The following is a 26,453-nucleotide window of genomic DNA, read 5'->3' as shown; positions in this document are numbered from 1 at the left end:
TGCCGTGTGAAGCAGAAGAGCACAAAACTGTTCTGTCAGAGTCCTGATAAACCTTGTAAGCCGGAGACCAGCACCGGCCACCTACTCAAATTTCAAAGCCCGCCTTGTGCGGGCTTTTTCATGCGTGCTCGTCAGGGGCGACCTCGGTCCCCCACACATTTTGCGTCCTGAAATTGCGATTTCGCACCGCTATCGTCTAATATACGTTTCATATGCATTTCATATTGGATTGAAACTGTGGGCATCGTAAAAATTTCAGAAGATATGCACGAGAACCTGCGCGTCGCCAGCCATGCGCTGAGTCGCTCGATCAATGCCCAGGCCGAGCACTGGATGCGCATCGGGATGCTGGCGGAGTTACACCCCAACCTGGATCACAGCGACATCAGCCGCTTGCTGATTCGTGCCGAACAGGCAGGCGGCCTCGATTTGAACCAGCTTTGCGCACTCGCGGATGTTTCGCTTAACGCTTCGCAGGCGGTATCGGGAGTCAAGCAATGAAGGCCGACGTCCCGATCAATACCCCGCAACAAATCGCCCAGTCACGCGTCGCGGGCATGCTGGCCGCCGAGGTGTTGGCCATGATTACACCCCACGTCAAGGCGGGGGTGACCACCGATGAACTCGACCGTCTCTGTCACGACTACATCGTCAATGTGCAGAAAGCCATTCCGGGCAATGTCGGCTATCACGGGTTCCCGAAAACCGTGTGTGCGTCGGTCAACCAGGTGGTCTGCCATGGCATTCCTTCGGCCAAGCCGCTGGTGAATGGCGACATCGTGAATATCGACATTGCCGTCATCAAGGATGGCTGGTACGGCGATACCAGTCGCATGTACTTCGTCGGCGAACCCGCCCCGGAAGCGCGACGTCTGGTCAAAACCACCTATGAAGCCATGTGTGCCGGTATTCGCCTCGTCCGTCCGGGCGCTACCCTGGGCGATATCGGTCATGCCATTCAGAGCGTGGCCGAACGGGATGGCTTCAGCATCGTGCGCGAGTACTGTGGCCACGGGATCGGCAAGGTGTATCACGATGCGCCGCAGGTCCTTCATTACGGTTATCCGGGCCAGGGCCTGAAACTGAAAACCGGCATGATCTTCACCATCGAACCGATGTTGAACGCCGGCAAACGCCATGTGAAAACCCTCGGTGACGGCTGGACGGTGGTCACCAAGGATCATTCACTGTCGGCCCAGTGGGAGCACATGGTGGCGGTTACCGACGACGGCTTCCAGGTGTTGACGCCCTGGCCTGACGAGGTCGATGAGTATCCCGCCATCGTTTAGGCGCTACTCATAAATCAGCAGGCTGACGCCGCCCTCACGCTCGTTTCGGCAGCTTCCAGTCTGGCCGGATGAAATGGCAGGTGTAGCCGTTGGGATAGTGTTCGAGGTAGTCCTGATGTTCCGGCTCTGCCTCCCAGAACGGGCCGGCGGGAGCTATTTCAGTGACGACCTTGTCGGACCAGAGGCCCGAGGCATCCGCGTCGGCCACGGTGTCCTCGGCGACCCGCTTCTGCTCATCGTCGAGGTAGAAGAGGGCAGAGCGGTAGCTCATGCCCACATCGTTGCCCTGGCGATTTTTCGTCGTCGGGTCGTGGATCTGGAAGAAAAACTCGAGGATCTTGCGATAGCTGGTCTGGTCCGGGTCGAACTTGATTTCGATCGCTTCTGCGTGTGTGCCATGGTTGCGATAGGTTGCATCAGGCACATCGCCGCCGGTGTAGCCCACGCGGGTGGACACCACGCCGGGCTGGCGCCTGATCAGATCCTGCATACCCCAGAAGCAGCCGCCGGCCAGAATGGCGGTTTCAGTTCGCGTCGTCATGTTACGGTCACTCCCGTCAGTGAATTTGCTCTTGAGTGAGCCACTCGGTTGATGCGCCAGGCAATAGGGGCTCGCCTGGCACTGTAGTCGTTATCTGCGCCTTACGAGGTGAGGACGTTCAGGACGACTTCGATGTTACCGCGTGTCGCCTTGGAGTACGGGCAGATTTGGTCGGCGGCGTGGGCCAGCTCTTTCCCGACATTGTCCGTTAAACCTGGCACGCGAAGCGTCAGCCGGGCCTGAAGAAAGTAGTCCTGACCGGTCTGGCCCAGATCGACTTCGATATCGACGGACAGGTCGGGTGGAAGCGTCACCTTCATCTGTTTGGCCGCGAGTTCGACGGCGGCAATGTAACAGGCCGACCAGGCGCCCGAGTACAGTTGTTCTGCGGTCGGGTGCGGCACGATGGCGGTGAACGCGTGGGCCAGTTTTGCGTTGCCGGGTGAGGAAAGCTGGATGTCGAGGCTGCCGCTATGGCCACGGGAGGCACCGCCTGCGTTGTTGAAAGTGGTGTGGGTTTTGCCTGTAACCAGGACTTTTTCGATCTTGCTCATAATGGTCTCCTGAAAGTTTGGATGATTGGTGTTTCGTATGCGTTTATATCGTATGCGTCATATGAGATGCCTTAGAGCTGTCAATCAAGGTCATGCATGCCATTCCGTAATGGACCGTTATGGCCACTTAAAAGTGTAGTCAGCGCTGTTGAAGGTCGTGTGCCTTATGTCTGACCACAGCAGGACAGGCCTCGGCGCCTGCCCCGTTGATCGAACGCTTTAGCGCATCCGCTTGAACACACGCTCGATACGATCAAGACCCCACTCAAGTTCGTCGAGGGTGATCGACAGCGGGGGCGCCACACGCAGCACGTTTTCGTGGGTTTCGCGGGTCAATACGCCCTCCTGCAGCAAGGCCTCGCAGTAAGGTTTGGCCGGGCGATTCAACTCGATACCGACCCATAAGCCGCGACCGCGCACTTCTACAATCGCAGGCTCGTTGAAGCCTTGCAGGCGTTTGATCAAGTGCTCGCCCAGGCGCGCGCTGTTTTCAATCAGGCCTTCTTCGTCCAGCACCTTCAAGGCTTCAAGACCGATGGCCGCGGCCAGCGGATTGCCGCCGAATGTCGAGCCGTGGCTACCGGGATCGAACTGATCGAGAATCTCCCGCCCGGCGACGAATGCGGACACCGGCATGATCCCGCCGCCCAACGCCTTGCCCAGAATCAATGCGTCAGGACGAATCCCCTCGTGTTCGAAGGCGAACCATTTTCCGGTGCGCCCCAGGCCCGATTGAATCTCGTCGAGTATCAGCAGCGTATTGGTTTCATCACACAGCTTGCGCAGTTCACGAAGAAACCCGGCCGGGGGCACGCGAATACCCGCTTCGCCTTGGATCGGTTCGATCAGCACCGCACAGGTTTGATCAGTGATGGCGTCACGAAAGCTGGCGATGTCGCCGAAGCGTGCTTGTTTGAACCCGCCACAAAACGGACCGAAATCGGCCTTGTACGCCGGTTCGGAAGAGAAGCCGACGATGGTGGACGTACGACCATGGAAGTTATTGTCGGCAACCACGATTTCAGCCCGATTCGCCTCGATGCCCTTGACCCGATAACCCCAGCGCCGCGCAGCCTTGATCGCCGTCTCGACTGCCTCGGCGCCGCTGTTCATCGGCAGCGCGCCGGCAAACCCGGTCACCCGGCACAGTGCTTCCAGAAAGGCGCCCAGGGGCTGGCTGTAGAAGGCGCGGGACACGACGCTGATCTTGTCGATCTGGGCCACCGCGGCCTCGCGAATCCGTGGGTGAACATGACCGTGACTGACCGCGGAATACGCCGACATCATGTCCAGGTAACGCTTGCCCTGTTCATCGATGGCCCACACCCCTTCGCCTTGAACCAGGACAACGGGCAGCGGTGAATAGTTATGCGCACAGAAGCGGTTTTCCCGCTCGATCGTACTGACAGGGTTCATTTTCAATTTCCTGAAACGTTGAATTTGGATGCGATGCTTTCAGGCACCCAGGAGCTTGCCGCTGCGGATCGGTACAGGTCCGGAAACCCGGCCCAGTGGATCACCCGGTTTGACGTAGCGGATCTCGCGTCGCATATAGAGCACGCCAGTGGTGTGGCTGCTGATGGTGGTCGCGTCGCCGGTCTGCGGATCGACAATGTCGAACAACGCCTGACCCGCCTCTACGCGACTGCCGACGGGCACGCGATGTACAAGGATGCCCGGCGAGCGGGCGTAAAACTGTTCGCTGCCGGACAGCGGCGTGGCCGGGTTGAGCAGCGGTGGCAGGGGAGAGGGAATGCCTTCGATGGCCCCGCGGTGAATCAAATACTCGATGATCGCGGCGGCGTCTTGCTCTGCCACTTCGTAGGAGACATCACGCTGTCCGCGATGCTCTACCGTCACGGCAACCGTGCCGTTGGGCACCGGGAACGTCTCACCGAATCGGCCTTGCAGATTGGTCCACAGCAGGCACAGGGCTTCATCGAACGAGTAGCCCTGAGAGTCGTTGGCCAACAGTGAAACCTTTGCCCCCAGATAACGCGAAAGTGGCTCCACTTCGCTCCAGATTTCTTCGCCGGTGTAGACATGAATGGCCGCTTCACGGGAGCAATGCAGGTCGAGCACCACGTCCGCGTCGTGGGCCAGCAACATCAGCGTGCGTTGCAACGAAGCGTATTCGTCCATCGGCTCCCAGTCAGTGAGGCACTCGCGCCACGCCGAGCGAATCACTCTGCGGTTGCTGTCGATGTCTTGCCCGAGCGCGCCTTCGATCTTCTGCGCGATCTCCTGATGATGGACCGGGAAATTGCGGTTGTAATTGCGCCCACTGGCCAACTCGAAACGCCCACTCAGCGCGCCCATGACGTACTGACTCAGCCCCACCGGATTGGCCACCGCCACCAGAACGATTTCGTCCTTGAGCCGGTTGGCTTTTTCCAGGGCAACCAGGTGCCGGCGCAGCAGCGTCGCCACCAGCATGGCGGGAATCTCGTCAGCGTGCAGGGCGGCTTGAATGTAGATCTTGCGGCCCTGGCCAACCGGCCCGTAATGCTCGCTGTCGAGGTGCCTGTGGCTGCCATGTGTCGCCTGAAGCAAGACGTGTTCGCGATGTTCCATAAAGTAAAACTCTCGAGTTCAAAAGTAGGACGGCCACCGGGTGAATCATAAAGATCCGCTCTGGATCGCCGTAAGGGCGGCCCCGGCTATCCCGATCGGTCAAATCGATCAGGCGGCGAAAATCAGTTCATCTCTATTTGCGACGTCGCCGTCGGCCAGGTACGAAACCCTGGCTGACGGCGCATCGAAATCGGCAGGATCAATCGCCTACCACAGCGCCAGGGTGTAACCGAGGATGAAGCGGTTTTCGTTGGTGTCGTTGTAGTAGTTGCCGTTGTTCTGAGCGTTGCGCCAGCGCACCGAAACACCTTTGAACGGCCCGCCCTGAATGACGTAAGAGATATCCAGATCGCGCTCCCACTCGCGCCCCTCGCCATCGAAGCCAATGATTTCGGCCTGATCGCCTTTGGCGTAGCGCGTGGAGAATTTCAGGCCCGGTAACCCGAGCCCGGCGAAGTCGTAGTCATAGCGCGCGTGCCAGGCACGCTCCTTGGTCTGGGAGAAGTTGCCCAACTGGTACTCGGTGAAGAGATACGAAACCGCACCATCAACGTAGGTAAACGGCGTGCTGCCCAGTTGCTTCTGATAGCCGCCACCGATGCTGTGCCCACCCAGAGTCCAGGTCAGTCGCGTACTCAAGGCACGGTTGTCGACCTTGCCGGCCAACCCGGCGCCGTCTTCATCGGCATCGAAATAGCGCACGTCGGTTTTCAGCGTTCCGCCACCGAGGGCGAAGCTGTGTTTCAGGCCGGCATACTGCTGCTGGTAAATGCTGTCCAGCTGAGCGTAGTGGTAGCTCAAAACCGTATTGGGCGTGAGTTTGTAATCGCCACCGGCGAAGCGGAACTCATCGCTGGCAACGCTTTTGTAGGCCTTGTTTTGCGCCGTCAGGCGCATGTCTTCGTAGTCGGTCGAATCACGGTCCTTGGCCTGATCGAGCTGGCCAAGGTTCAGGGTCAGGTCCTTGATGTCGCTGGAAATGAGCTGGGCGCCGCTGAACGACTGCGGGAACAGACGGCTGGTGTTGGGCTGCAACGTCGGCAAGTCGGGTACCAGATAGCCAACGCGCAGTTCACTCTTGGCCAGGCGCGCCTTGCCGGTCAGCCCGAGTTTGGAATAATCATCGTACGCGCGCTTGTCGCTGCCGCGATTGAGCAGGCCGGTGCCGGAACGATCAGGACTGGAATCCAGCTTGATCCCCAGCATGCCCACCGCGTCCACACCAAAACCGACCGTTCCCTCAGTGAAACCGGACTTCACATCGAGGATAAAACCCTGGGCCCACTCTTCACGCTTGGACTGCGTGGATTCTTCACGGTAATCACGATTGAAGTAGTAGTTCTTCATGTCCAGGGACGCACTGCTGTACTTCAGAAACTCGGCGTGGGCCATGTGTGGAATGAAGCCAGTACCGGCGATGCTCACGCCGGTCATTAATTGAGTCAGGGATTTTTTCATGTTGTTAGCTCCTGGCAGATCAATGGTTAGGGGATGTTTTCTTGTTTTTCAGACATGGCTTCGCCGTCCGCGCAAATCGTGGATTTGCGCGACGGTGAAGCTGGGGTCTGGTTAGATCACTGCAGCAACGGGGCTAGGTCGAATGCGATAACCGCCGCCTTCGAGTTTTTCCAGTGGGCTGGCCGCGGCCAGCAGTTTTCGGGTGTACGGATGTTGCGGGTGATCAAAGATCTGATCCCGTGAACCCATCTCGACCACTTTGCCCTGACTCATGACCGCCACCCGATGGGCAATGCGCTCCACCGCCGCCAGGTCGTGTGAGATGAACAAACAGGCAAAGCCGTACTGCGCTTGCAGTCGCTCGAACAGTTCCAGAATCTGTTTCTGGATGGTCATGTCCAGCGCCGAAATCGGCTCGTCGGCGATCACCAAACGAGGGTGGCGCACCAGCGCACGACCGATCGCCACCCGCTGTCGCTGGCCACCTGAAAGCTGATGGGGGAAGCGGTCGACGAAATGGTCGGCCAGACCGACGTCGATCAACGTTTTGCGCACCCGCTCGCGACGTTGTTCGGCATTCAGGTTTGGCTCGTGGCGCAGCGGCTCGGCGATGATTTCGCCGATCTTCATCCGCGGATCGAGGGACGAAAACGGGTCCTGGAAAATCATCTGGCACTGCAGCCGATGTTCGCGGTTACCGGCCTTGAGAATGTCGACACCCTGGAAACGGATCGCACCTTCACAGGGTTTCACCAGGCCAACCACTGCGCGGCCCAGGGTGGTCTTGCCCGAACCACTGCCACCGACCAGCGCCAGGGTTTCTCCTGCAGCGATGCTCAAACTGGCCGAATGCACGACCCGTTTGAATTGGCTGCGACCCCAGAAACTGCGCGGTCCCGGATGTTCGATGCAAATCCCATCCACCTCCAGCAGAGGGCGCTCGCTTGGGGGCAAGGGCACCAGATCGCCGCGCCGGGGCAGGGCTTCGAGCAACTGTCGGGTGTACTCGGCCTGGGGCGCCAACAGGATGCGTTCGATGCTGCCTTGCTCCACGGCTTTGCCATCGCGCATGACCACGACCTTGTGGGCATAGCGCGCCACCAGCGACAGGTCATGGCTGATGAACAGAATGGCCGTGCCTTCTTCCCGGGTCAGGTCCAGCATCAGCTTGAGCACGTCCAGTTGCGCCAGGCAATCCAGCGCCGTGGTCGGTTCGTCGGCGATCAACAAGGCTGGTCGCAGCAACATCACCGACGCGAGCATGATGCGTTGGCGCATGCCGCCGGAGAACTCGTGGGGATAGGCCGCCAGGCAACGCTCGGCGTCGCCGATGCCGATATGGCCGAGCATCTTCAGGCTGCGTTCGCGGATTTCTTCCTCGTTCATATCGGTATGCAGGCGCAGGCCTTCAGCCATCTGCTGGCCGATGGTCAGCGACGGGTTAAGCGAGACCATCGGCTCCTGGAACACCATGCCGATCTTCGCCCCACGGATACGGCGCAGTTCTTCGGTGGTCAGCTGATTGAGATCGCGCCCTTGAAAGCGTACCGCGCCACCACACTGCTCCAGCGGTGGCGGCAGCAGGCCGATGGCCGCGCGCGCCGCCATGGTCTTGCCACTGCCGGACTCGCCCACCAGCGCCACGATTTCACCCGGTGCGATGGTGAAACTCAGGTCGTCCACCGCCAGCGCACCTTCCGGGCCCACCCGAATACTCAGGTTTTCCACTGCCAACAAAACATCGGAGGCCGACATGATCATTTCCTCATCCGCGGGTCGAGACGATCGCGCAGTGCATCGCCAGAAAGGTTGAAGGCCAGCAACGACAGGGCAATGCAGACGCCGGGAAACAACCCGAGCCAGCTGGCGGTGGCGATGTAGGGACGGCTCGCCGCAAGCATGTTGCCCCACGTCGCGGCGGGTGGCGGCACGCCCAGGCCAAGGAAGCTCAGGGAGCTTTCAGCGAGAACGGCCCAGCCGAACATGCTGGTGGCCAGCACGCAGATCGGTGCCACGCAATTGGGCGCGATATGCCGCAGCATGGTGTACAGCTCAGAGTTGCCGATCACTCGGGATGCCTCTACGAACTCTTTCTCGCGCAACGACAGCACGGTGCCGCGCACCACTCGCACCACCGATGGCGTATACGCCAGGCTGAGGGCGAAGACGATGCCGTACAGGCTTGGGCCAATGATCGCCATCAAACCCAGCGCCAGCAGGATGCCGGGGAATGCCAACAAGGCGTCGTTGATCATCATCAGGATGCGATCGACCCAGCCGCGCATGAACCCCGCAAGCAACCCCAACAGGGTGCCGGCGATGACGGCCAGGCTGACCGTCAGCCAGCTGATCCAGAGACTGGTATGCGCACCGATCATCAGTCGGCTGAGCACGTCGCGACCGTATTCATCCGTACCCAGCCAGTGCTGGGCGGAGGGCGCCTGCAAACGTGCCATCAGGTTCAGCGCCAAGGGATCGGACGGCGTCCACACCAGGCCCAGCAGCGCGGTGGCCAGTAACAACACAAGCAGCGCGCCGCCGATCATGCCGTTCAACGGCAACCTGCCTCGCGAGCGACGGCGCGGTACGGCGGCCGGCAGCACGGGGACGGTGTAGGGAGGAGGGGAAACGGGCTTGTTCATAGCTTGACCCTGGGATCGAAGAGCGGATAGAGAAGGTCGACCAGCAAATTGACGAGCACGTAGACGAAGGTCACCAGCAACAGGCAGCCCTGCAACACCGGGTAGTCCCGTGCATAAATGGCATCCACCATCAGGCGACCGATGCCCGGCAGCGTGAACACGGTTTCCAGGACCGCGATGCCGCTGAGCAGGTTGCCGAGGATCAGGCCGATCAGCGTCAGGGTGGGCGCGAAGGCATTGCGCAGGGCGTGTCGCCACAACACCGCCCGCTCGGACAGGCCCTTGGCGCGAGCATGGGTGATGTATTCCAGACGCAGCACTTCGACGGCACTGGCGCGCGCCATGCGGGTGATCGCGCCGAGTTCGACCAGGGTCAAGGTGACAATCGGCAAGACGATGTAGCTGAGTGCCTGCCACGGGTCGTCATGAAAGGCGACATAACCCACCACCGGCAACCAGCCGAGCTTGATCCCGAACCCGTACAACAGCAGCAGCCCTAACCAGAAACTGGGGATCGACAGGAGCAAGGTCGCGCCGGCCACCACACCGAAATCCATCCCGCTGTTCTGCTTCCACGCCGCCAGCAATCCCAGCGGTACGGCGATCAACGCGGCCAGCAACACCGACACCAGAACGATACTGGCGCTCACGCTGAAGCGGTCGAGGATCAACGGCAACACCGCTTGATTGGTGGTGATGGAGAAACCCAGGTCACCACTGAGCACGGCCTTGAGCCAAATCACGAACTGCATGACCAACGGCTGATCCAGGCCCAGCGCTTCGCGCGCGGCGGCCAGGCTGTGGGCGTCGGCCATATCGCCCAGCATCAGCAGGGCAGGGTCGCCGGGCACCAGACGGATGATGGCGAACACCATCAACGAGATCAGCAGCAACGTGGGCAATGACATGGCCAGCCGCTGCAAAATGAAACGCATCATGATCAGAGTCTCCCGGCTTGCAGGTTCACGGTCCACAGACGTGGCTTGGAGACGGGCCACGGACGAAGTCCCTGCACGTAATCGCGATGCGCCGAGATCGAGTTGCCGTTGTACATCACGATCAGCGGCACATCCTTGATCATCTGTTGGTGCAGTTGATCAAACAGCGCCTGACGCTTGGCCGGGTCCGACTCGCGCATGGCTTCTGCCAGCCACTCCCGGGCTTGCGGGTTGTCCCAGACCTTGCGCGGCTCCTTGTTCTTGTCGCCCGTGACCGAGTCGAAACTCAGGGCCGGGTCCAGGCGTTCCGAGTAAGGAAAAGCCATCATCTGGAAGTTGCCCGACTGATAACGTTCAAGCTGCGTCCCCCATTCCAAGGTTTCCAGCACGAGATTGATTCCGCTCTCCTTGGCCATGGCTTGAGTGAAGACCCCCATGTCGAAGATCGAGGGATAGCGTTTGTTCACCAGCAGTTTGATCGGCTGACCTTTGTAACCGGCCTCGGCGAGCAGGCGCCGTGCCTTGACCGGGTCATAGCCATAACCCTTGTCCTCTACGGCCTGGTGATATTTGCTGCCGATGGCGACCATTGACGGGTTGGCCCTGGAGCGGTTTTCCGTCAGGGCCGCGACGATTTGCGTGGTGTCCAGCGAGTAGGCGATGGCTTCACGCAAACGCACATCCTGAAGCAGCGGGTCACGGGTCTGGAACAACAAGGCACTGATCGACATGGTGCCGCTGGAGGAAATCTTCACCTGGGGTATGGCCGCCAGTTCGTTGGCATCCATCGGCGTTACGTCCACCAGCAGGTCGACGTTCTTTGACAACAGCGCAGCCTTGGCGGCGGCCGGGTCGGGGATGACCATGAACTTGATGCGATCCAGCGTCGTCGATTTATTGCCGGTGTAGCCGTCGGGACTGGCTTCCCCGCGCGGGGTGTAATCGGCGAAGCGCAGCAGCTCGATCGATTGACCCGGTTTCCATTCGCCCAGCTTGAACGGCCCGGTGCCAATCGGTGCTTTCCAGGCGCCCGCGACCAGCGAATCGGGATGGACGATCCCGCTGCCGCCACATTCGGGCAGCGCCGTGCTGGCGAGGAAAAGCCCGCTCGGTCGATCGAGGGTGAACACCACGGTCAGCGGGTCGGGCGCCGAGATATCGACAATTTTGCTGCCGCCATTGCCATCAAACGCGCCGAGGCACCGCCATTGGGTTTTCGGATCGAGGAAGCGGCGCCAGGTCCACACCACTTCAGCGGACGTCAAAGGCGCCCCGTTCTGAAACTTCACGCCTTCGCGCAGATGGAAGGTGTAGCGCAGGCCATCGTCGGATACCTGCACATCCTTGGCCAACAGAGGTCCTACGCTGGCATCTTCGCGAAAGGCCACCAGACCTTCAGTCAGGTGCAGGATCACGGCATCCGAGTTGGTGTCACGGTTAACGCCCGGCTCGGTGCTGCGAATGTCCGCGTTCAAGGCCACGGTCAGCGTGTTGTCTGCCCAGGCGTTGGCTGTCAGAGCGGCCGAGAGCCCGCCGGCGAGAAGAAATGCTTTGTTCATTATCAGGAACCTTTGGCTGTCGGCCCGGACCGTTGGCAGGACCTCGAAACAAAGGCACGGCCGGGCACATGATGATTTTTCTTGTTTTAAACGCCTCCCGACGCAGGCCTGGAGGCGTTTTCACATCGGATGTCGTTGTTGTTTTGAGTGCGTGTCTTGCGCCGTTTGAAGGTATTCATGTTGAGTGGGACGGATCTTAGGGGGAGGGCAAGCACGTGAGAAGAACGAACCAGACGATCGTGTTCGGTATTTCCGGCCACCCCCCGGCAAAATCATCGGCTTTGCGAATCAGACGCCCGTCGTACGGGGCTTTGCCCGGGGAGACTCACCGTGCATGATTCACATTGACCGATCACGATCACTTGGATCGATAGCATTTTTGGCCATCCGTTCGGATAAGCTTCGGCCAAATCGATCATCGTATTGCCCATGCACCCAGAGGTTGCCTTTCATGACGCTGGTTCATCTTCGTGCCTTCTGCTCGGTTGTCGAGAAAGGCAGCTTTCGTTCGGCGGCGCGGCAATTGGGTGTGGCCCAGAGCACACTGACCCAATCGATACAAAGCCTGGAAAAAGAGCTGGGTGTCACCCTGTTGGCGCGCTCCAATCAGGGCATTAACCTGACGGCCGCGGGCGAAAGCTTTCTGACCCGGGCGCGCTCGATCACCATGGACTGCGATCGCGCCGTGCAAGACATTCAGCAATGGAAAGGCGAGCCGGAAGGGCAGATCGCCCTGGGCGTCACGGCTGAGCCTCTGGCAGAGTTGCTGATGCCGGTGTTCAGCAGTTTCACGCGCAAGTTTCCCAAGGTGCAGGTTCACGTCGCCAGCGGTTCGACGAAAATGCTGATCGAGAAGATCCGCGACGGCCGGCTCGACTTCGTGTTGTGCCCACTGGCGCCCAATGTTACTGATATCGACCTGGCCATCGAGCGCCTCTACAGCTCCGATGCCAGCATCATTGCCCGCAAGGGGCATCCACAAGCCCACGCCCGTTCCGTACGCGAGTTGACCGACTGTCAATGGATCAGCGTCCGTCCCGCGGGTGTCGTGGGTGGCGCCGAGAACCGATTGATCGAATTGTTCAGGGCTCAAGGTCTACCTCCACCGAAGATCGCCATCACCGCCGACTCGTTGCTGGAAATCCTGCACATCGTGTCCGAGTCGGATTACCTGACCATCGAACCGCGCATGCTGCCAGGCATGAAACTGTTTTCTTCGTCGCTGATCAGCATCCCGATCCGCGAGCCGCTGGCCTCGCGGGACGTGTGCCTGATCAGCCGCCGAACCTCGCCGTTCACCCAGGTCACCCAGGAACTGACCAGCATGCTGATTTCGTATTCGCGCCTGGTCCATCGAGCCAAAGGCTGACCACTCGCTCGTTTCCGTTCACTTCATAAGAGACCCTGACTTTCATGCCTGCGCTCACTACCTTGTCGTCCGTCGCACCTCTCCCAACAGCCGATGACGGACTGCTCCGTGGGACGGCCAGCGAAATCGGGATCGATCCTGATCGCGTCATCGCCTTTCTCGATGATGTCGAAGGCGCCGGGCTGGATTTGCACGGGATGATCCTGCACCGCCATGGCAAGGTTGCGGCCGAAGGCTGGAAATGGCCCTACACCCCGCAACGCCCGCGAATCCTGCATTCCGTGGCGAAAAGTTTTACCGCGTGCGCCATCGGTCTGGCGCGGGACGAAGGCTTGCTGCGTTTGAGCGATACGGTCATCTCGTTCTTCCCAGAGCATGTACCTGCGCACATCGATCCGAAATTGCCGCGCATGACCGTCGAACACCTGTTGACGATGCGCACCGGCCATCAAGCCAACACCTCCGGATCGGTCTGGCGCTCCATCGCTAGCAGCTGGATCACCGAGTTTTTCAAGATCCCGCTGGTCCATGAGCCCGGCGAGCAGTATGTCTACACCAGCGCGGCCAGCTACATGCTGTCGGCGATCGTGAGCAAAGTGACCGGCCAGACCATGCATGAATACCTGCGTCCTCGCTTGTTCGAGCCGTTGGGCATCGCCGACGAGCACTGGGACATCGGACCCGACGGCATCAACCCGGGCGGCAACGGCCTGACCGCCACCCCGGTGGCCATGCTCAAGCTGGGTATCCTTCATGCCCAAGGTGGCATGTGGGAGGGCCAGCGCATTCTGTCGTCCGAATGGGTGCAGGCCGCGACCCGCCCGCAAGGCGGCCCCGACAGCAAATACGGTTATCACTGGGCGATCAAACCCCGGGATGCGTACTGTGCCGTGGGCGTTTTCGTGCAAATGTCGATCGTCTTCCCGGCTTCCGGTGCGACGCTCGCAGTGGTCGGCGCGATGAAAAACTCGGCGCAAATCATCCCGCACATCGAACGGCATTTCCCGGCAGCCTTTCACCACGCCGGTACTGCGGCGGATGAGGCGGACCAACGCCTGATACGACGGCTGGAAGCGATGCGTCAGGTTCCGGTGTTGGTATCCGCAGGCCTCTCGCCGTTCAGCGCTCCCGTCGCCGTCGAGGTCGATGTAGACGACAACAACCTGGGCGTCACTCGGCTCGCGTTTGCCTTCGAGCAAGACACGTTGATCGTGCAACTGACCGACCACGGGGGAACTCATCGCATTGTCGTCGGGCTGCATCGTTGGCATCAGGGCACCACAGATATGCCGGGCAGCGAACTGCATCATGGCTACACCTTCAAGGACGAAGCCGTCATCGCTGGGGCATGTTGGCTCGATGATACGACGCTGGAGATGCAATGGATTTACGTCGCCAGCGCATTCCGCGACACCGTCCGCTGCACCTTCACAGGCGACTCGGTGACATGGACGCGCAAGGTCAACGTCAACAGTGGTGCGCTTGAGCAGCCAACGCTGCAGGGCAGGCGCGTGAGCTAGATTCACCAACCGGCGCAGCCCGTCGCCAAGGCAGGCTACGCCGAGCGCTCGGGTTAAACCAGATTGATCGTGATGTCGATGTTGCCACTCAGTGCCTTGGAGTACGGGCACCGCAGGTGTGCGTCATCCACCACCGCTCGTGCGACAACGGGGTCCAGGCCCGGAAGGCTGACATTGAGGCGCGCCTGGAGGAAAAAGGCGTCTTCGGTCTTGCCCAAATCCACTTCGGCATCCACAGCGATGTCGCTCGGCAGGGTCACCTTCATCGCGGCAGCCGCTTTGCCCATCGCACCGATGAAGCACGCCGACCAACCGGCAGCCAGCAGTTGTTCGGGGTTGGTGCCGCTGCCCGAGGAGCCAATAGGGGAGAGCTTGATGTCCAGACGACCATCGGAGCTGCGCGATGCGCCGTCGCGGCCGCCGGTGGTGTGTGTCTTGCCGGTATAAAGCACGGTGTCGATTGCATTGATCATGGAGGGCTCCTGTTAAGGTTTTGGGCTTTTCACCCTTGATATCGCAGAGCGCTCGCTTTGCGACGGAGCCCACTTTTCCACTTTCATGTACTGCGCATGTGTCCTGATCCGGTGTTTGTGTATCGCTGTGTAAGATCCTTGGAGAACATACAGACCGATACAAATCACCCTGTCGCCGGATACTTCGCAGATACATCGTCGTGGCCAAATCTCCTGACCCCGAAGAGGTTCATCCTGTCGCGGTGGAAAACGGCCTGTCGCTACCGGATGCGCTACGGGATGCCCGTGTTCCACTTTGCAGTGAGTCTCCTCCAGAGGGGTTGCCGTTTTGGCATGATCCGCATGGCCTGGCCGTGCACCGTATCCGGAGAAACACCATGTCCCGTATCTCGAAAAACACTCGTGTTGGTTTGATCGCCGTCGCCCTGGCCGGCGGCCTCAATCTGGCCTCTTCCGCCTTCGCCGCTGAAGCGCTGCCACAAGGCTATCAACTGGCTTCCGCGACCAAAACCAGCGAAGGCAAGTGTGGCGAAGGCAAGTGCGGTGAGGGCAAGTGCGGTGACGCCTCCTTCGCGCGCACCGACACCGACGACGACAGCCGTGTTTCGCGCAAGGAATTCCTGGCCGTGGCCCCCACCCGCGGTGCGGATTTCGACGTGATCGACGCTGACCATGACGGCTACCTGTCCGAGGCCGAAACCTACAAATACATGAAGAGCGTCTACAGCTCCAACGGCAAGGAAGCGCCTACCGAGCTGTTCACGCGCCTGAGCAAGGCTCGCGACTGAGTCGACCTTTCTACCACCGCTCTCCTTGTGCCTTTGGCCGGGGAGGGCGGCTTGCCATTCAAACCCCTCCCTCCCGGATCGCTAATCGCCAACCTGACCTCGGTTCGATAGCGACTCGATAATGCGGCATTGTTCGATAACGCCACCCTGGCAGCAAACGTTGAGACGCGCTAACTCCGTCTCTAACCCTTGCAAATCCCGGATACGCATTCGCACCTGCTCTAATTGCCCTTCGACTTTGGCGTCCACGCCAGCGCAGGATGCGTCGCGTCGATCAGCGAAGCCCAACAGCTCACGAATGTCATCAAGGCTGAATCCCAGTGCGCGGCTTCGGCGGATGAACAATAGTCGGTCGCGCTCCTCATCCGTGTAAAAGCGATAGCCCGATGGTGATCGTCCGGCTGAGGGCAGCAGCCCTGACTGCTCGTAATAGCGGATCGTTACCGCCTTGGTATCGGTCGCCTTCGCCAAGGCACCGACCGTGTAAGTGGCCGCACTCATTTCGCTTGACCTTATAGTCGCTAGAACCTTCATTCTACTCACTTCAGGCGATGAACAAATCCGTGCGCGCCCTGACCACCACGACAAAAAGGGCTTTGATCCGATGCAAACCACACACCCACCGCGTCAATCCGGAGTTTGGGCGCTCTTGCTCTGTGCATGGCTGCTCGCCCTTGTCTCCACACTCGCCGTGTTGTTCGTTGGCGAAGTCATGGGGCAAGTGCCTTGCGTTCTTTGCTGGTTTCAACGTGCATTCATGTTTCCCCTCGTCCTGGTGCTGGGTGTTGCTTGCTGCATGTCGGACGCGGGCGTTTGGCGTTATGCATTGCCTTTAGCCGTAATGGGCTGGTTGATTGCGCTGTATCACAACCTGCTTTATTTCGGATTGATCCCCGAAAGCATCAAGCCCTGTGGTGTCGGCCCGTCCTGCTCTGGCGCTGACATGACCATCTTCGGTGGTGTTGCGCTGCCGTTGTTATCGCTGGGCGTATTCAGCCTCCTGATCCTTCTTCTTGTTCTCATCCGCCGGAGATTTACCGTATGAGCAGACGCACCGTCGTCCTCGCCATCAGCGCCCTTGCCGTGATCGGCTTCGCAGCCGCTGCATTTTTCTATGATCGTGCAACCACGGTGCCCCAGGCCACCGCACCCGTGCAGGAAAACAGCGCTCTGGTGCGCTTTCACTCGCCAACCTTTGGCCCTGCCAATGCACCGGTGACGATCGTCGAGTTCTTTGACCCGTCGTGTGAAAGTTGCCGCGCCTTCTATCCCATCGTCAAAAAGATGATGTCCCAGCACCCGACCGATGTTCGTCTGGTGCTGCGCTATGTGAAGCTTCACGTAGGGTCTGAAGAAGCCATCCGGCTTGTGGAGGCCGCGCGCAAACAGGGCGTATTTGTGCCGGTACTTGAAGCTGTCCTCGAGGCTCAACCGCAGTGGCATGATGATGCTCAGGCAGCCGCCGCATGGGACGCTGCTGCCAAGGCAGGCCTGGACGTGGCCAAGGCTCGAGCGGAAATGATGTCGCCGGATATCACCGCCACGATAGAAAAAGATGCCGCCGATGCGAAAACCGTAGGTGTACGGGGCACGCCGACATTCTTCGTCAACGGCAAGCCGCTGACCAACTTCGGTGCCCAGCAGCTCTACGATCTGATCTGGAGCGAGATTAACCAGCCGCGCTAGTCACAAGCGGCAATGCTGCAAAAGGCGTGGCGATCGCGATAATGCGCTTGACCTTATAGTGGCTATAGGGTGTTCACTCTTCACCCTATCGTGTGGAGAGTGACCTTATGAAAAGCTGTTGCGGTGATCAGCACACACCTGGAAGTCAGGCCGGCGTGGAGGTTTTTGATCCGGCTGCTCCTGCGGGTTGTTGTGCATCTGCCGCAACATCGCCATCCGCCTTGTACACCCTGGCCGAACCGAGCCAACCGGTCGCCCCGGTTGTCAGCGATCTCTTTACCGACGCGTGCTGCCCGTCATCCGGTGCGCAGGGCGCAAGCGCTTGTACAGCAAAAGTGTCGCCCACCACCGTCGGTGACAACGCTCGATTCAGCAGTTTCCGCATCGGTCAGATGTGCTGTCCTTCCGAGCAGACCATGATCGAGGGCAAGCTCGGCAAAATGGGCGGGATTCAGAAACTGGAATTCAACATGATGAACCGCACCCTGGGCGTCTGGCACCAATTGCCGGACACCTTGGGTATCGAAGCGGCGGTGTCATCGCTGGGCATGCATGCCGAACCGTTGACGGCTGACAGCAAGGCACCCGATGCCGCACAAGCCGAGTCTCAAGCGGCACCACCGCGTAAAAGTACTTGGTGGCCATTGGCGCTGTCCGGTGTTTCAGCGGTCGGCGCGGAAGTCTTGCACTTCACTAACTCGGCTCCTGAATGGGTAGTCGCGGTCGTCGCCTTGTTCGCCATCGCACTCTGTGGCCCGACGACGTACAAGAAAGGCTGGATATCGCTCAAACATCTCAACCTGAACATCAATGCCTTGATGAGCATCGCGGTGACGGGCGCCGTGTTGATCGGCCAGTGGCCGGAAGCGGCGATGGTCATGTTCCTGTTTACCGTTGCCGAAATGGTCGAGGCCAAGTCGCTGGATCGTGCGCGCAACGCGATCAAGGGTTTGATGGACTGGACGCCGGAGCGAGCCACCGTGCGTCAGCCGGACGGCAGCTGGCTGGAAGTCGATGTGAAAACGGTCGAGATCGGCGCACTGGTTCGGGTTCGCCCAGGTGAACGTATCGGGCTGGATGGCGATGTCGCTTCCGGCAACTCTACCGTCAATCAGGCGCCCATCACGGGGGAAAGCCTGCCCATCGAGAAAACGGTCGATGATCCGGTGTATGCCGGCTCCATCAACGAATCCGGGTCCTTCGAGTACCGCGTGACGGCTGAGGCCGGCAACACCACGCTGGCGCGAATCATCCACGCGGTGGAAGAAGCGCAAAGTACACGGGCACCGACCCAGCGGTTCGTCGATCAGTTCGCCAAGGTTTATACGCCAGCGGTGTTCTTCTTCGCCGTTGCCATTGCGGTGTTTCCGCCCTTGTTCATGGGCGGATTGTGGACGGACTGGATCTATCGCGCCCTTGTACTGCTCGTGGTTGCTTGTCCTTGTGCGTTGGTTATTTCCACACCGGTGTCCATCGTCAGCGGTCTGGCGGCAGCGGCTCGCAAGGGGATTTTGGTCAAGGGCGGCGTCTACCTGGAAATCGGCGCGAAGCTGAGCTTCGTCGCGCTGGATAAAACCGGAACGATCACCCACGGTAAGCCGGTTCAAACTGATTACCTGCCGATGATCGAAACTTCTGACGTTGCTCCTCAGATTGTTGCCGCCAGCCTGGGTGCGCGCTCGGATCACCCGGTCTCGCAAGCCATCGCCAGGCACGAGTCCCTCGACGCATCGCCGTTCAAGCAGGTCGAGAACTTTGAGGCCCTTCCCGGTCGTGGGGTGAAGGGCATGATCGAAGGGCAGCTCTATCACTTGGGTAATCATCGCCTGATCGAGGAATTGGGGTTGGGTACGCCGCAGCTGGAAGCCTCGCTGAATCAGCTGGAGCGTCAGGGCAAAACGGTGGTGGCGTTGACCAGTGCCACTCAGGTCTTCGCGCTGTTTGCCGTGGCCGATACGGTGAAGGATTCCAGCCAGACCGCGATCCAAGAACTGCACGCACTGGGCATCAAGACCATGATGCTCACGGGCGACAACGCCCACACGGCGCAGGCCATTGCTCAACGAGTCGGAATTGATGAGCCGCGAGGAAACTTGCTGCCTGCCGACAAGCTGGCTGCCATTGGTGAGTTGCAGAGCCGTAATCACGTGGTAGGGATGGTCGGTGACGGAATCAACGATGCACCGGCCCTGGCCAAGTCCCAGATCGGTTTCGCCATGGCCGCCGCGGGTACGGGAACCGCCATCGAAACCGCTGATGTCGCGCTGATGGATGACGACCTGCGCAAAATCCCGGCGTTTGTTCGCCTGTCACGCCAGACCGCTACGATTCTCAAGCAAAACATTTTCTTTGCCTTGGGGATCAAGGCCGTGTTCCTGGTGTTCACCCTGATGGGCTTGGCCACCATGTGGATGGCGGTGTTTGCAGATGTGGGAGTCAGCCTGTTGGTCGTGCTGAATGGGCTGCGCCTGTTGAAAAAATAGTCCGGAGGCTGAGCATGAAAGAGAGGTTGCATGGCGCAATTCGTGAGGGCTTCAGCGAAGCCCGTGTAGCGATTCGTTCCCGGGATTATGGGCGCGCTTACCATTGGCTCGAGCGCACCCACATCCTGACGCAGCGCCGCCCCCTGCTACATGCAAAATCCCACGTCTTGATGTTGTACGTGGGCATCAGGGCACAAGATCCCCGGGAGGTTTTGGGACAAATACCACGTGTCATCGCTGCACTGCTATTTTCAAGAGTCTGGGTGCCTCGGGGGAACACCGGTCGCGCCCGAATCAGCGCTTTTCAGGTGATGCCTCTCTCTCCGGAACTGGAATCTCTTCTTGACGAAGAGTGACCCGCAGACGGTCTTCTGAGCAGTTGCCGCACCCTTTCACCCACATGGAGAGTCATATGAGCGCTGGTCATAGTCACGGTCAAGCTCGTGCAGGACACGAGAAAAAATTGTGGATCGCTCTGGCGTTAACGACCAGCTTCATGATCGCGGAGGTCATTGGAGCTTTCATTACCGGCAGCTTGGCGTTGTTATCTGATGCGGCTCACATGCTGACCGATTCCACTGCCCTGGCTATTTCATTGATCGCAATTCAGATCGCCAAACGCGCGGCGGATAAAAAGCGGACATTCGGCTATGCACGATTTGAGATCCTCGCAGCTGCTTTTAACGCGATTCTGTTGTTCATGGTGGCGGTGTACATCTTGTACGAGGCTTATCAGCGGTTTAAAACTCCGACAGAAATCCAATCGACCGGCATGTTGATCGTCGCGGTGATAGGGCTGGTTGTGAACCTTGTTTCAATGCGATTGCTCATGTCTGCCAGTGCCGAAAGCCTCAACGTAAAAGGCGCGTACCTGGAAGTCTGGAGCGACATGTTGGGCTCCATAGGCGTAATAGGGGCGGCATTGATCATTCGTTTTACCGGATTGACTTGGGTTGACTCGATCGTTGCCGCAGCCATCGGCCTGTGGGTGCTTCCCAGAACCTGGGTTTTGCTCAAAGAAAGCATGAACATCCTGTTGCAAGGGGTTCCGGATGGTATCGATATCGCTGAAGTGGAGGCGAGCATCAGGGCGGTTGAAGGCGTTGAGGATATCCATGATCTGCATATCTGGGCCCTGACCAGCGGCAAGAATGTCATGAGCGCGCACCTTGTCATCCAGCGTTCCTCCCGTGCCGAGCAAGATATATTGGCTGAGGTGACTCGACTGATGAGCGAGGCATTCCATATCAGCCATACGACTCTTCAATTAGAGAACTCGCAGTTTCATGCCGGGCTCGAAGAAAACGAAGGCATGCAGCACTAGAGCGGGATCTTGCGAGCATCCCATGTCAGGGGAGGGCGGGTTATACAAGCTTGATGCGGGCATTTACCCTTGAACCTTTCTAGCCTGTTGCCAGGTGGTCTGTCCGTCGAGGTTTGGGAAGCTCAGCCTGAAAACGGTCATGCTGCCGGGCATGCTTTGAACGTCCGCGGTTCCCTGATGGAGGCTCATGATCGATCGAACAATGGCCAAGCCAAGACCGGTACCCCCTTCTGCACGTGAGCGACTGGTGTCGACCCGATAAAAGCGGTCGAACAAGTGCGACAGATGCTGAGGCTCGATTCCCGCACCAGGGTTGCCGACGAGTAGCGAGACTTGTTCGGCATGGTTTTCGATAATGATTGAAATGCATTGTCCGGCCGGGCAGTGGCGTATCGCGTTGGACAACAGATTGGATATTGCTCGTTGAATCATCAACCTGTCGCCAATGGTCTTGCCGTTTCCGGTGACGCTCAGGCTGATCCGTTTTTCTTCCGCAGACAGTGAAAACAGATCGATGACTTTCAGCGCTTCATCTTCCAGGGTAATGGTCTCGAACGGGACAAGCGCGGCGGGGTGACTGACCTGAGCAAGGAAGAGCATATCCGTGACAATTCGGGTGACACGCCCCAACTCTTCGGTGCATGACTCCAGCACTGCTTTGTACTCTTGTGCCGGCCGATCCCGAGACAGGGTTACCTGCGCCTTGCCCATCAAATTGGTGATGGGTGATCGTAGTTCATGGGCCAGGTCATCGGAGAACTGCGACAGCTGCTGAATACCGCTGTCGAGTCGGTGCAGCATGAAGTTGATGCCGTGAGCCAGCTCACTGAGCTCCTGAGGCATTTTAACCACCGAGAGTCGATGGCTAAGGTCCTGGGCCGAGATCATGGCGGCCACCTTGCGGAACTCTCTCAGCGGCGACAGCCCTCGCTGCACCACGGCCCAGGCACTTATTCCGATCAGTATCAGTAAAAGCGGCAGGGCAATAATCGTCGACCGAAGATACGCGCTGAGCAGTGCTTCATCGTTTGCACAATCCATCGACAGCAATACCGGAACGCTCATGCCGTTCTTTAACCGGATGAGCCTGGACGCGGTAAGAAAGTGTCGACCCTCACCATCGGAATGGGTGGAGTATGAAATCTTGTCGACAGCAGCCGTTGCAGCCTTCAACTCGATCCGCGGATTCGACAAACCCGCCCCGAACTTCAGTAAGGGCGTCCTGAGGTTTGCGAGGTCATAAATGGCCAGGTTCAGATTGTCATGCCCCATGACTTGATCCAGCAGCGAATGCGGTTTCAAGTTTACGTCGGCGGTGTCCTCGTAGAGTGAGAGGCTGTGTTCAACCTGCTCCATTTTCTTTTCCAGGCTGTTTTTTGCCAGTTTGTCCAGCTCATGCGTCAGCGCGATAAAGGCCAGGACAGCCAACAAAACCACCAGCAATGCCCCCAGAATACTGACTGTCAAACCCAGGCGCATCGACAGACTCGCCGGCTTCATTCGCGTGCCTCCAGCACGTAACCAACACCGCGTAGGGTGTGGATCAATTTGTTGTCGAAGGGGTCATCGATTTTGGCTCTCAGCCTACGGATTGAAACCTCGACAACATTGGTGTCGCAGTCAAAGTTCATGTCCCAGACCAATGAAATGATTTGGGTGCGAGAAAGTACTTCTCCGGTCTGACGCATCAGCAGGTGCAGAAGCGCAAACTCCTTGGTCGTCAGGTCTATGCGCTGAGCACCACGGAAAGCACGGTGGCGACCTTGGTCGAGTTCCAGATCGGCGACCTTGAGTACCTGCGGAACAGGAATGTGCTCGCTGCGCCGCATCAAGGTTCGTACCCGTGCCAGTAGCTCGGGAAATTCAAATGGCTTGACCAGATAGTCATCTGCGCCTAAGTCCAAACCACGGATCTTGTCCGCCAAACGCCCTCGAGCCGTCAACATCATGACCCGGGTATTACTGCTTTGGCGAAGATGCTCAAGAACACCCCAGCCATCAAGTTCCGGAAGATTAACGTCAAGTATTACCAAGTCATAGATATGTTGGCGCGCCAGATGAAGTCCATCTGCACCCGTCACCGCGCGGTCGACAATGTAACCACTTTCTGTCAGCCCCTGATGCAAGTATTCGGCAGTTTTAGGCTCGTCCTCAACTACAAGGATTCGCATGATATGTCACCCTTATTAATAGCAAAAAATAATTAGTTGACTCAGAAAAGTTAGTATTTTTTGTAGGGTTTTCTGACCGTAATAATAAAACTTTAAACGCTTGGTAGTTCGCGGCCCCGATGCCCGACCGCTCGGTAACGATTATCACCTTAAAGCCTGTAGCGGCTTTAGGGTCAAGCGCAAAGCCTTGTTTTTTAAGCCTTCAGCCAGGCTCTTGCGACACCATGTCGCATGTAATGTAATTAAACTGATCGATGGAGAGACGGCGTGCATGGTTGTCGAACTTCGACAAGTGCTGTTCGGCAGATAGTCGAGGGGTATTTGTTTCGTCATATTGCCGACTGTATTCGTCTGTTCTTTAACACCTCTCATGTTAGTGCAAAAAATACACCCTGAGCGCTGGATAACATATTTGTAATTCTTCAGTCACCTTGCTGATAAGTGCAGAACTTTACATTAATGCATAGAGAATATTCGCGTTATAGGAACTATGAAATTGCCTTGGCATAGAAAGTTAACTGCACCAATAAAGGCCTTACGGGTAGTAGGCTTTAGTTGTATGTTCTCACTGGTCGACACCAGTTTTGCCGCAGTTTCGTCTTCGCAGACTCTGACCATGGATCAAGCACTGCAGACGGCGTTTGCGAACAATCCCGACTTGGCGGCCGCACAGTGGGAAACAGGCATTGCTCAAGGAGATCGACAGCAAGCAGGTCTGATCCCCAATCCCGAGCTGTCCTGGGAGGCTGAAGATACTCGCCGAAATTCGCGCACTACGACAGTGATGATCAATCAGCCGATTGAGTTGGGTGGCAAGCGTGGGGCCAGGATAGAAGTTGCCAGCCGAGCTCAGGATGCGGTTGGAATTGAACTGGAGCGCAAACGCAATGTTTTGCGAGCCGACGTCATCCAAGCGTTTTACAACTCCTCCACGGCCCAGCAACGATCACTCTTGGCACGTCAATCTCTTGAGCTCGCCGAGCGAGGCGTGCGTGTTGCCCAGGGGCGTATCGAAAGCGGTAAGTCCTCTCCCGTGGAGGGGACGCGTGCAAAGGTTCAACTGTCGCAAGTGCGCCTTGAGCTGAGAAGAGCTGAGCGGGACGAGGCGAATGCCTATCAGCAACTCGCTCAAGTAATGGGGGCACCTTTACCTGCATTCGTGTCTGTGGGGGATGCTGGCCGGCCGATGCCAGCGGTGCCGGAGCCTTCACGGCTGCTTGAACGCATCGGTGAAACGGCGGAGCTACGGTTGGCAAAGCTGCAAATTGATCAGCGTGAAGCATCCCTTGGCCTGGAGAAAGCACAGCGGATTCCGGACCTGACCGTGAGTGTCGGCAGCCAATACGATGAGCGTGAACGCGAACGGGTGAATGTCGTTGGGCTGTCCATGCCCATCCCGCTGTTCAACCGTAACCAGGGCAACGTACTGGCAGCCGCCCGCCGGACCGATCAGGCCCGCGACCTTCGCAATGCCAGTGAGTTGCGTCTGCGCACAGACATCCAGACCACGCTGGATCAGTGGATGACGGCGAATACTGAAGTCGCGTCGTTCAATCAAACCATCCTGCCTGCCGCGCAAAGTGCCGTCGATACCGCTACGCGCGGTTTCGAAATGGGCAAGTTCAACTTCCTGGACGTGCTCGATGCGCAGCGCACCTTGATCAGCGCACGTACCCAATACATCCAGGCCATTTCCGAGGCGACAGACGCGTGGGTACGCATCGAGCGAATTTTCGGCGACGTCGACCAGCTCACTCGTACCCCTTGAATTTCAAACAACACTTTTTTACCGCTGCTCAGCATCGCAGTGTCACGACATTCCGTGACTGCCGACTGAGTTGCGCAGGGAGTCTCCATGGAAAAAAAACAAATCCTTGTCACCGCACTGACCCTGACGGTGGGCATAGGAATCGGTTCGCTCTGGATGGGCTACACGTCGGCACCGCCCACCGAAGTTCTGGCTCAAGAGGAGGCCGGGCACGACGATCACGGTGACGAAGAGGGTAAGACGTCGACTGAAGACAATCATGCCGAAGGCGAATCGGAAGAAGGTCACCTGACACTGAACGATGAGCAGATCAGCTCGGCCGGCATTCAATTGGCAGAAGCCAAGGCGCAGAGCATCAGTCTCTCATTGCCCTTTCCTGGAGAAATTCGATTCGATGAAGATCGCACTGCCCATGTGGTGCCCCGAGTGCCGGGAGTCGTCGAGTCGGTACATGTCAATCTCGGCGAGCCGGTGAAAAAAGGACAACTGCTGGCCGTTATCGCCAGCCAGCAAATTTCTGACCAGCGCAGTGAGCAAGCTGCAGCACAACGACGTGTGGAATTGGCGCGCACAACTTACGCGCGTGAGCGCAAGTTATGGCAGGACAAAATCTCTGCCGAACAAGACTACCTCCAAGCTCGCCAGGCCCTGCAAGAAGCTGAAATCGCCCTCAGCAATGCCCGGCAGAAAATCAGCGTACTCAGTGGCAGCTCGGTGGCCAGCGGTGGCAACCGGTATGAGCTGCGTGCGCCGTTCGATGGTGTCGTGGTGGAGAAACACTTGGGCATTGGTGAGGTTATCAGTGAAACCACCAATGCCTTCACGCTCTCGGACTTGTCGCGTGTGTGGGTAACGTTCGGCGTTTCTCCCAAGGATCTGAACAAGGTGCTGGTGGGCAAGGCTGTCACGGTCAGCGCCCCGGAACTGGACGCTGAAGTCACAGGCACCGTGGCCTATGTCGGGAATTTGTTGGGCGAACAGACCCGTACAGCAACAGTGCGCGTGACCTTGGCCAATCCACAAGGCGCCTGGCGTCCGGGGCTGTTCGTGACCGTGTTGGTTGACACCGATACTCGGCAGACGAAAGTCGCCGTGCCAGAAGCGGCCCTCCAGACGGTCGAGGATAAACCAACAGTGTTCGTTCGGACGGATGACGGGTTCAAGGCGCAACCGGTGGTGACCGGTAGCCGTGCGGGAGGGCTGGTCGAGATTACGGAGGGCCTGGAGCCCGGTGTCCAAGTCGCGGCCGTCGGCAGCTTCATTCTGAAATCAGAGCTGGGTAAAGCCTCGGCTGAACACGCCCACTGATCCGCCAC

The 26,453-nt window shown here is 58.6% G+C and carries 25 protein-coding genes; 12 read left to right on the top strand and 13 right to left on the bottom strand.

Translation table 11 applies throughout. The features are described from left to right. The first annotated feature begins 237 nt into the window (after positions 1–237). The gene (locus ACA055_RS18900; RefSeq protein WP_497680043.1) at positions 238–501 is read left to right on the top strand and encodes a ParD-like family protein; all 264 of its coding nucleotides are present in this window, start codon (positions 238–240) and stop codon (positions 499–501) included. Continuing rightward, positions 498–1,289, top strand: a complete 792-nt coding sequence (gene map / locus ACA055_RS18895) for a type I methionyl aminopeptidase (RefSeq protein WP_497680042.1) — start codon at positions 498–500, stop codon at positions 1,287–1,289. Before ACA055_RS18900 ends, map begins: the two co-directional genes overlap by 4 nt. A gap of 34 nt (positions 1,290–1,323) precedes the next feature. Here the strand turns inward: map and msrA are convergent, their stop codons facing one another. From msrA to ACA055_RS18850, 9 genes are all read right to left on the bottom strand, one after another. Then, positions 1,324–1,830 carry a peptide-methionine (S)-S-oxide reductase MsrA gene (msrA, locus tag ACA055_RS18890; RefSeq protein ID WP_497680041.1) on the bottom strand — a complete coding sequence of 169 codons (507 nt, stop codon included), beginning with the start codon at positions 1,828–1,830 and terminating at the stop codon, positions 1,324–1,326. A gap of 101 nt (positions 1,831–1,931) precedes the next feature. Beyond that, positions 1,932–2,384 (bottom strand): Ohr family peroxiredoxin, encoded by a 453-nt coding sequence (locus tag ACA055_RS18885; RefSeq protein WP_497680040.1) that lies wholly within the window; start codon positions 2,382–2,384, stop codon positions 1,932–1,934. Positions 2,385–2,603: 219 nt separating this feature from the next. Then, positions 2,604–3,800, bottom strand: a complete 1,197-nt coding sequence (rocD, locus tag ACA055_RS18880; protein ID WP_497680039.1) for an ornithine--oxo-acid transaminase — start codon at positions 3,798–3,800, stop codon at positions 2,604–2,606. Positions 3,801–3,839: 39 nt separating this feature from the next. Then, positions 3,840–4,958, bottom strand: a complete 1,119-nt coding sequence (locus ACA055_RS18875; protein WP_497680038.1) for a succinylglutamate desuccinylase/aspartoacylase family protein — start codon at positions 4,956–4,958, stop codon at positions 3,840–3,842. 207 nt (positions 4,959–5,165) lie between these two features. After that, on the bottom strand, positions 5,166–6,416 hold the full coding sequence (locus tag ACA055_RS18870; RefSeq protein WP_497680037.1) for an OprD family porin: 1,251 nt from the start codon (positions 6,414–6,416) through the stop codon (positions 5,166–5,168). 111 nt (positions 6,417–6,527) lie between these two features. Further along, positions 6,528–8,171 carry an ABC transporter ATP-binding protein gene (locus ACA055_RS18865; protein ID WP_497680036.1) on the bottom strand — a complete coding sequence of 548 codons (1,644 nt, stop codon included), beginning with the start codon at positions 8,169–8,171 and terminating at the stop codon, positions 6,528–6,530. A gap of 2 nt (positions 8,172–8,173) precedes the next feature. Next, positions 8,174–9,058, bottom strand: a complete 885-nt coding sequence (locus ACA055_RS18860) for an ABC transporter permease (protein ID WP_497680035.1) — start codon at positions 9,056–9,058, stop codon at positions 8,174–8,176. Further along, a complete protein-coding gene (locus ACA055_RS18855) occupies positions 9,055–9,996 on the bottom strand; it encodes an ABC transporter permease (protein ID WP_497680034.1) in 942 nt (313 codons plus the stop codon). The genes ACA055_RS18860 and ACA055_RS18855 overlap by 4 nt, the downstream gene beginning before the upstream one ends. 2 nt (positions 9,997–9,998) lie before the next feature. After that, positions 9,999–11,555 carry an ABC transporter substrate-binding protein gene (locus ACA055_RS18850; RefSeq protein ID WP_497680033.1) on the bottom strand — a complete coding sequence of 519 codons (1,557 nt, stop codon included), beginning with the start codon at positions 11,553–11,555 and terminating at the stop codon, positions 9,999–10,001. Between the two features lie 451 nt (positions 11,556–12,006). Here ACA055_RS18850 and ACA055_RS18845 point away from each other — a divergent pair, with 451 nt between their 5' ends. Further along, positions 12,007–12,924, top strand: coding sequence for a LysR substrate-binding domain-containing protein (locus tag ACA055_RS18845; protein WP_497680032.1), 918 nt, complete (start codon positions 12,007–12,009; stop codon positions 12,922–12,924). Between the two features lie 44 nt (positions 12,925–12,968). Next, positions 12,969–14,444: a serine hydrolase domain-containing protein gene (locus ACA055_RS18840; RefSeq protein WP_497680031.1), complete on the top strand. Its 1,476-nt coding sequence runs from the start codon at positions 12,969–12,971 to the stop codon at positions 14,442–14,444. Between the two features lie 53 nt (positions 14,445–14,497). On the opposite strand, the gene ACA055_RS18835 is transcribed toward ACA055_RS18840, so the two are convergent. After that, positions 14,498–14,917, bottom strand: a complete 420-nt coding sequence (locus ACA055_RS18835) for an organic hydroperoxide resistance protein (RefSeq protein ID WP_497680030.1) — start codon at positions 14,915–14,917, stop codon at positions 14,498–14,500. A 377-nt stretch (positions 14,918–15,294) separates the two neighbouring features. Between ACA055_RS18835 and ACA055_RS18830 the strand changes: the two genes are divergently transcribed. Beyond that, the gene (locus ACA055_RS18830; protein WP_497680029.1) at positions 15,295–15,705 is read left to right on the top strand and encodes an HvfA family oxazolone/thioamide-modified RiPP metallophore; all 411 of its coding nucleotides are present in this window, start codon (positions 15,295–15,297) and stop codon (positions 15,703–15,705) included. Between the two features lie 81 nt (positions 15,706–15,786). On the opposite strand, the gene ACA055_RS18825 is transcribed toward ACA055_RS18830, so the two are convergent. Further along, entirely contained in the window at positions 15,787–16,206 is a 420-nt protein-coding gene (locus ACA055_RS18825) for a MerR family transcriptional regulator (protein WP_497680028.1), read from the bottom strand. Between the two features lie 103 nt (positions 16,207–16,309). On the opposite strand from ACA055_RS18825, the gene ACA055_RS18820 reads away from it, so the two are divergent. The 5 genes from ACA055_RS18820 (at position 16,310) to ACA055_RS18800 (ending at position 21,198) form a co-directional block, all read left to right on the top strand. After that, on the top strand, positions 16,310–16,750 hold the full coding sequence (locus ACA055_RS18820) for a disulfide bond formation protein B (RefSeq protein ID WP_497684449.1): 441 nt from the start codon (positions 16,310–16,312) through the stop codon (positions 16,748–16,750). After that, entirely contained in the window at positions 16,747–17,391 is a 645-nt protein-coding gene (locus ACA055_RS18815; RefSeq protein WP_497680027.1) for a DsbA family protein, read from the top strand. The genes ACA055_RS18820 and ACA055_RS18815 overlap by 4 nt, the downstream gene beginning before the upstream one ends. Positions 17,392–17,783: 392 nt before the next feature. Beyond that, on the top strand, positions 17,784–19,874 hold the full coding sequence (locus tag ACA055_RS18810) for a heavy metal translocating P-type ATPase (RefSeq protein ID WP_497684448.1): 2,091 nt from the start codon (positions 17,784–17,786) through the stop codon (positions 19,872–19,874). Positions 19,875–19,888: 14 nt separating this feature from the next. Beyond that, entirely contained in the window at positions 19,889–20,230 is a 342-nt protein-coding gene (locus ACA055_RS18805; protein ID WP_497680026.1) for a DUF3703 domain-containing protein, read from the top strand. 56 nt (positions 20,231–20,286) lie between these two features. Continuing rightward, complete coding sequence (locus tag ACA055_RS18800) at positions 20,287–21,198, top strand: cation diffusion facilitator family transporter (RefSeq protein ID WP_497680025.1); 912 nt, start codon at positions 20,287–20,289, stop codon at positions 21,196–21,198. Positions 21,199–21,261: 63 nt separating this feature from the next. On the opposite strand, the gene ACA055_RS18795 is transcribed toward ACA055_RS18800, so the two are convergent. After that, positions 21,262–22,698 (bottom strand): heavy metal sensor histidine kinase, encoded by a 1,437-nt coding sequence (locus ACA055_RS18795; protein WP_497680024.1) that lies wholly within the window; start codon positions 22,696–22,698, stop codon positions 21,262–21,264. Continuing rightward, positions 22,695–23,369, bottom strand: a complete 675-nt coding sequence (locus ACA055_RS18790; protein WP_497680023.1) for a heavy metal response regulator transcription factor — start codon at positions 23,367–23,369, stop codon at positions 22,695–22,697. The genes ACA055_RS18795 and ACA055_RS18790 overlap by 4 nt, the downstream gene beginning before the upstream one ends. 559 nt (positions 23,370–23,928) lie before the next feature. Between ACA055_RS18790 and ACA055_RS18785 the strand changes: the two genes are divergently transcribed. Beyond that, the gene (locus tag ACA055_RS18785) at positions 23,929–25,137 is read left to right on the top strand and encodes a TolC family protein (protein ID WP_497680022.1); all 1,209 of its coding nucleotides are present in this window, start codon (positions 23,929–23,931) and stop codon (positions 25,135–25,137) included. Between the two features lie 87 nt (positions 25,138–25,224). After that, a complete protein-coding gene (locus tag ACA055_RS18780) occupies positions 25,225–26,445 on the top strand; it encodes an efflux RND transporter periplasmic adaptor subunit (RefSeq protein WP_497680021.1) in 1,221 nt (406 codons plus the stop codon). The last annotated feature ends 8 nt before the right edge of the window (positions 26,446–26,453 follow it).

The sequence above is a fragment of the Pseudomonas sp. LBUM1657 genome (assembly GCF_059716075.1).
This window is presented reverse-complemented; position numbering and strand designations above follow the sequence as displayed.

What these genes read in the sequence shown, in the direction of transcription:
- map (WP_497680042.1), top strand. Translation starts at nt 498, where the DNA reads ATGAAGGCCGACGTCCCGATCAATACCCCGCAACAAATCGCCCAGTCA.
- msrA (WP_497680041.1), bottom strand. Translation starts at nt 1,830, where the DNA reads ATGACGACGCGAACTGAAACCGCCATTCTGGCCGGCGGCTGCTTCTGG.
- ACA055_RS18885 (WP_497680040.1), bottom strand. Translation starts at nt 2,384, where the DNA reads ATGAGCAAGATCGAAAAAGTCCTGGTTACAGGCAAAACCCACACCACT.
- rocD (WP_497680039.1), bottom strand. Translation starts at nt 3,800, where the DNA reads ATGAACCCTGTCAGTACGATCGAGCGGGAAAACCGCTTCTGTGCGCAT.
- ACA055_RS18875 (WP_497680038.1), bottom strand. Translation starts at nt 4,958, where the DNA reads ATGGAACATCGCGAACACGTCTTGCTTCAGGCGACACATGGCAGCCAC.
- ACA055_RS18870 (WP_497680037.1), bottom strand. Translation starts at nt 6,416, where the DNA reads ATGAAAAAATCCCTGACTCAATTAATGACCGGCGTGAGCATCGCCGGT.
- ACA055_RS18865 (WP_497680036.1), bottom strand. Translation starts at nt 8,171, where the DNA reads ATGTCGGCCTCCGATGTTTTGTTGGCAGTGGAAAACCTGAGTATTCGG.
- ACA055_RS18860 (WP_497680035.1), bottom strand. Translation starts at nt 9,058, where the DNA reads ATGAACAAGCCCGTTTCCCCTCCTCCCTACACCGTCCCCGTGCTGCCG.
- ACA055_RS18855 (WP_497680034.1), bottom strand. Translation starts at nt 9,996, where the DNA reads ATGATGCGTTTCATTTTGCAGCGGCTGGCCATGTCATTGCCCACGTTG.
- ACA055_RS18850 (WP_497680033.1), bottom strand. Translation starts at nt 11,555, where the DNA reads ATGAACAAAGCATTTCTTCTCGCCGGCGGGCTCTCGGCCGCTCTGACA.
- ACA055_RS18845 (WP_497680032.1), top strand. Translation starts at nt 12,007, where the DNA reads ATGACGCTGGTTCATCTTCGTGCCTTCTGCTCGGTTGTCGAGAAAGGC.
- ACA055_RS18840 (WP_497680031.1), top strand. Translation starts at nt 12,969, where the DNA reads ATGCCTGCGCTCACTACCTTGTCGTCCGTCGCACCTCTCCCAACAGCC.
- ACA055_RS18835 (WP_497680030.1), bottom strand. Translation starts at nt 14,917, where the DNA reads ATGATCAATGCAATCGACACCGTGCTTTATACCGGCAAGACACACACC.
- ACA055_RS18830 (WP_497680029.1), top strand. Translation starts at nt 15,295, where the DNA reads ATGTCCCGTATCTCGAAAAACACTCGTGTTGGTTTGATCGCCGTCGCC.
- ACA055_RS18825 (WP_497680028.1), bottom strand. Translation starts at nt 16,206, where the DNA reads ATGAGTGCGGCCACTTACACGGTCGGTGCCTTGGCGAAGGCGACCGAT.
- ACA055_RS18820 (WP_497684449.1), top strand. Translation starts at nt 16,310, where the DNA reads ATGCAAACCACACACCCACCGCGTCAATCCGGAGTTTGGGCGCTCTTG.
- ACA055_RS18815 (WP_497680027.1), top strand. Translation starts at nt 16,747, where the DNA reads ATGAGCAGACGCACCGTCGTCCTCGCCATCAGCGCCCTTGCCGTGATC.
- ACA055_RS18810 (WP_497684448.1), top strand. Translation starts at nt 17,784, where the DNA reads ATGTGCTGTCCTTCCGAGCAGACCATGATCGAGGGCAAGCTCGGCAAA.
- ACA055_RS18805 (WP_497680026.1), top strand. Translation starts at nt 19,889, where the DNA reads ATGAAAGAGAGGTTGCATGGCGCAATTCGTGAGGGCTTCAGCGAAGCC.
- ACA055_RS18800 (WP_497680025.1), top strand. Translation starts at nt 20,287, where the DNA reads ATGAGCGCTGGTCATAGTCACGGTCAAGCTCGTGCAGGACACGAGAAA.
- ACA055_RS18795 (WP_497680024.1), bottom strand. Translation starts at nt 22,698, where the DNA reads ATGAAGCCGGCGAGTCTGTCGATGCGCCTGGGTTTGACAGTCAGTATT.
- ACA055_RS18790 (WP_497680023.1), bottom strand. Translation starts at nt 23,369, where the DNA reads ATGCGAATCCTTGTAGTTGAGGACGAGCCTAAAACTGCCGAATACTTG.
- ACA055_RS18785 (WP_497680022.1), top strand. Translation starts at nt 23,929, where the DNA reads ATGTTCTCACTGGTCGACACCAGTTTTGCCGCAGTTTCGTCTTCGCAG.
- ACA055_RS18780 (WP_497680021.1), top strand. Translation starts at nt 25,225, where the DNA reads ATGGAAAAAAAACAAATCCTTGTCACCGCACTGACCCTGACGGTGGGC.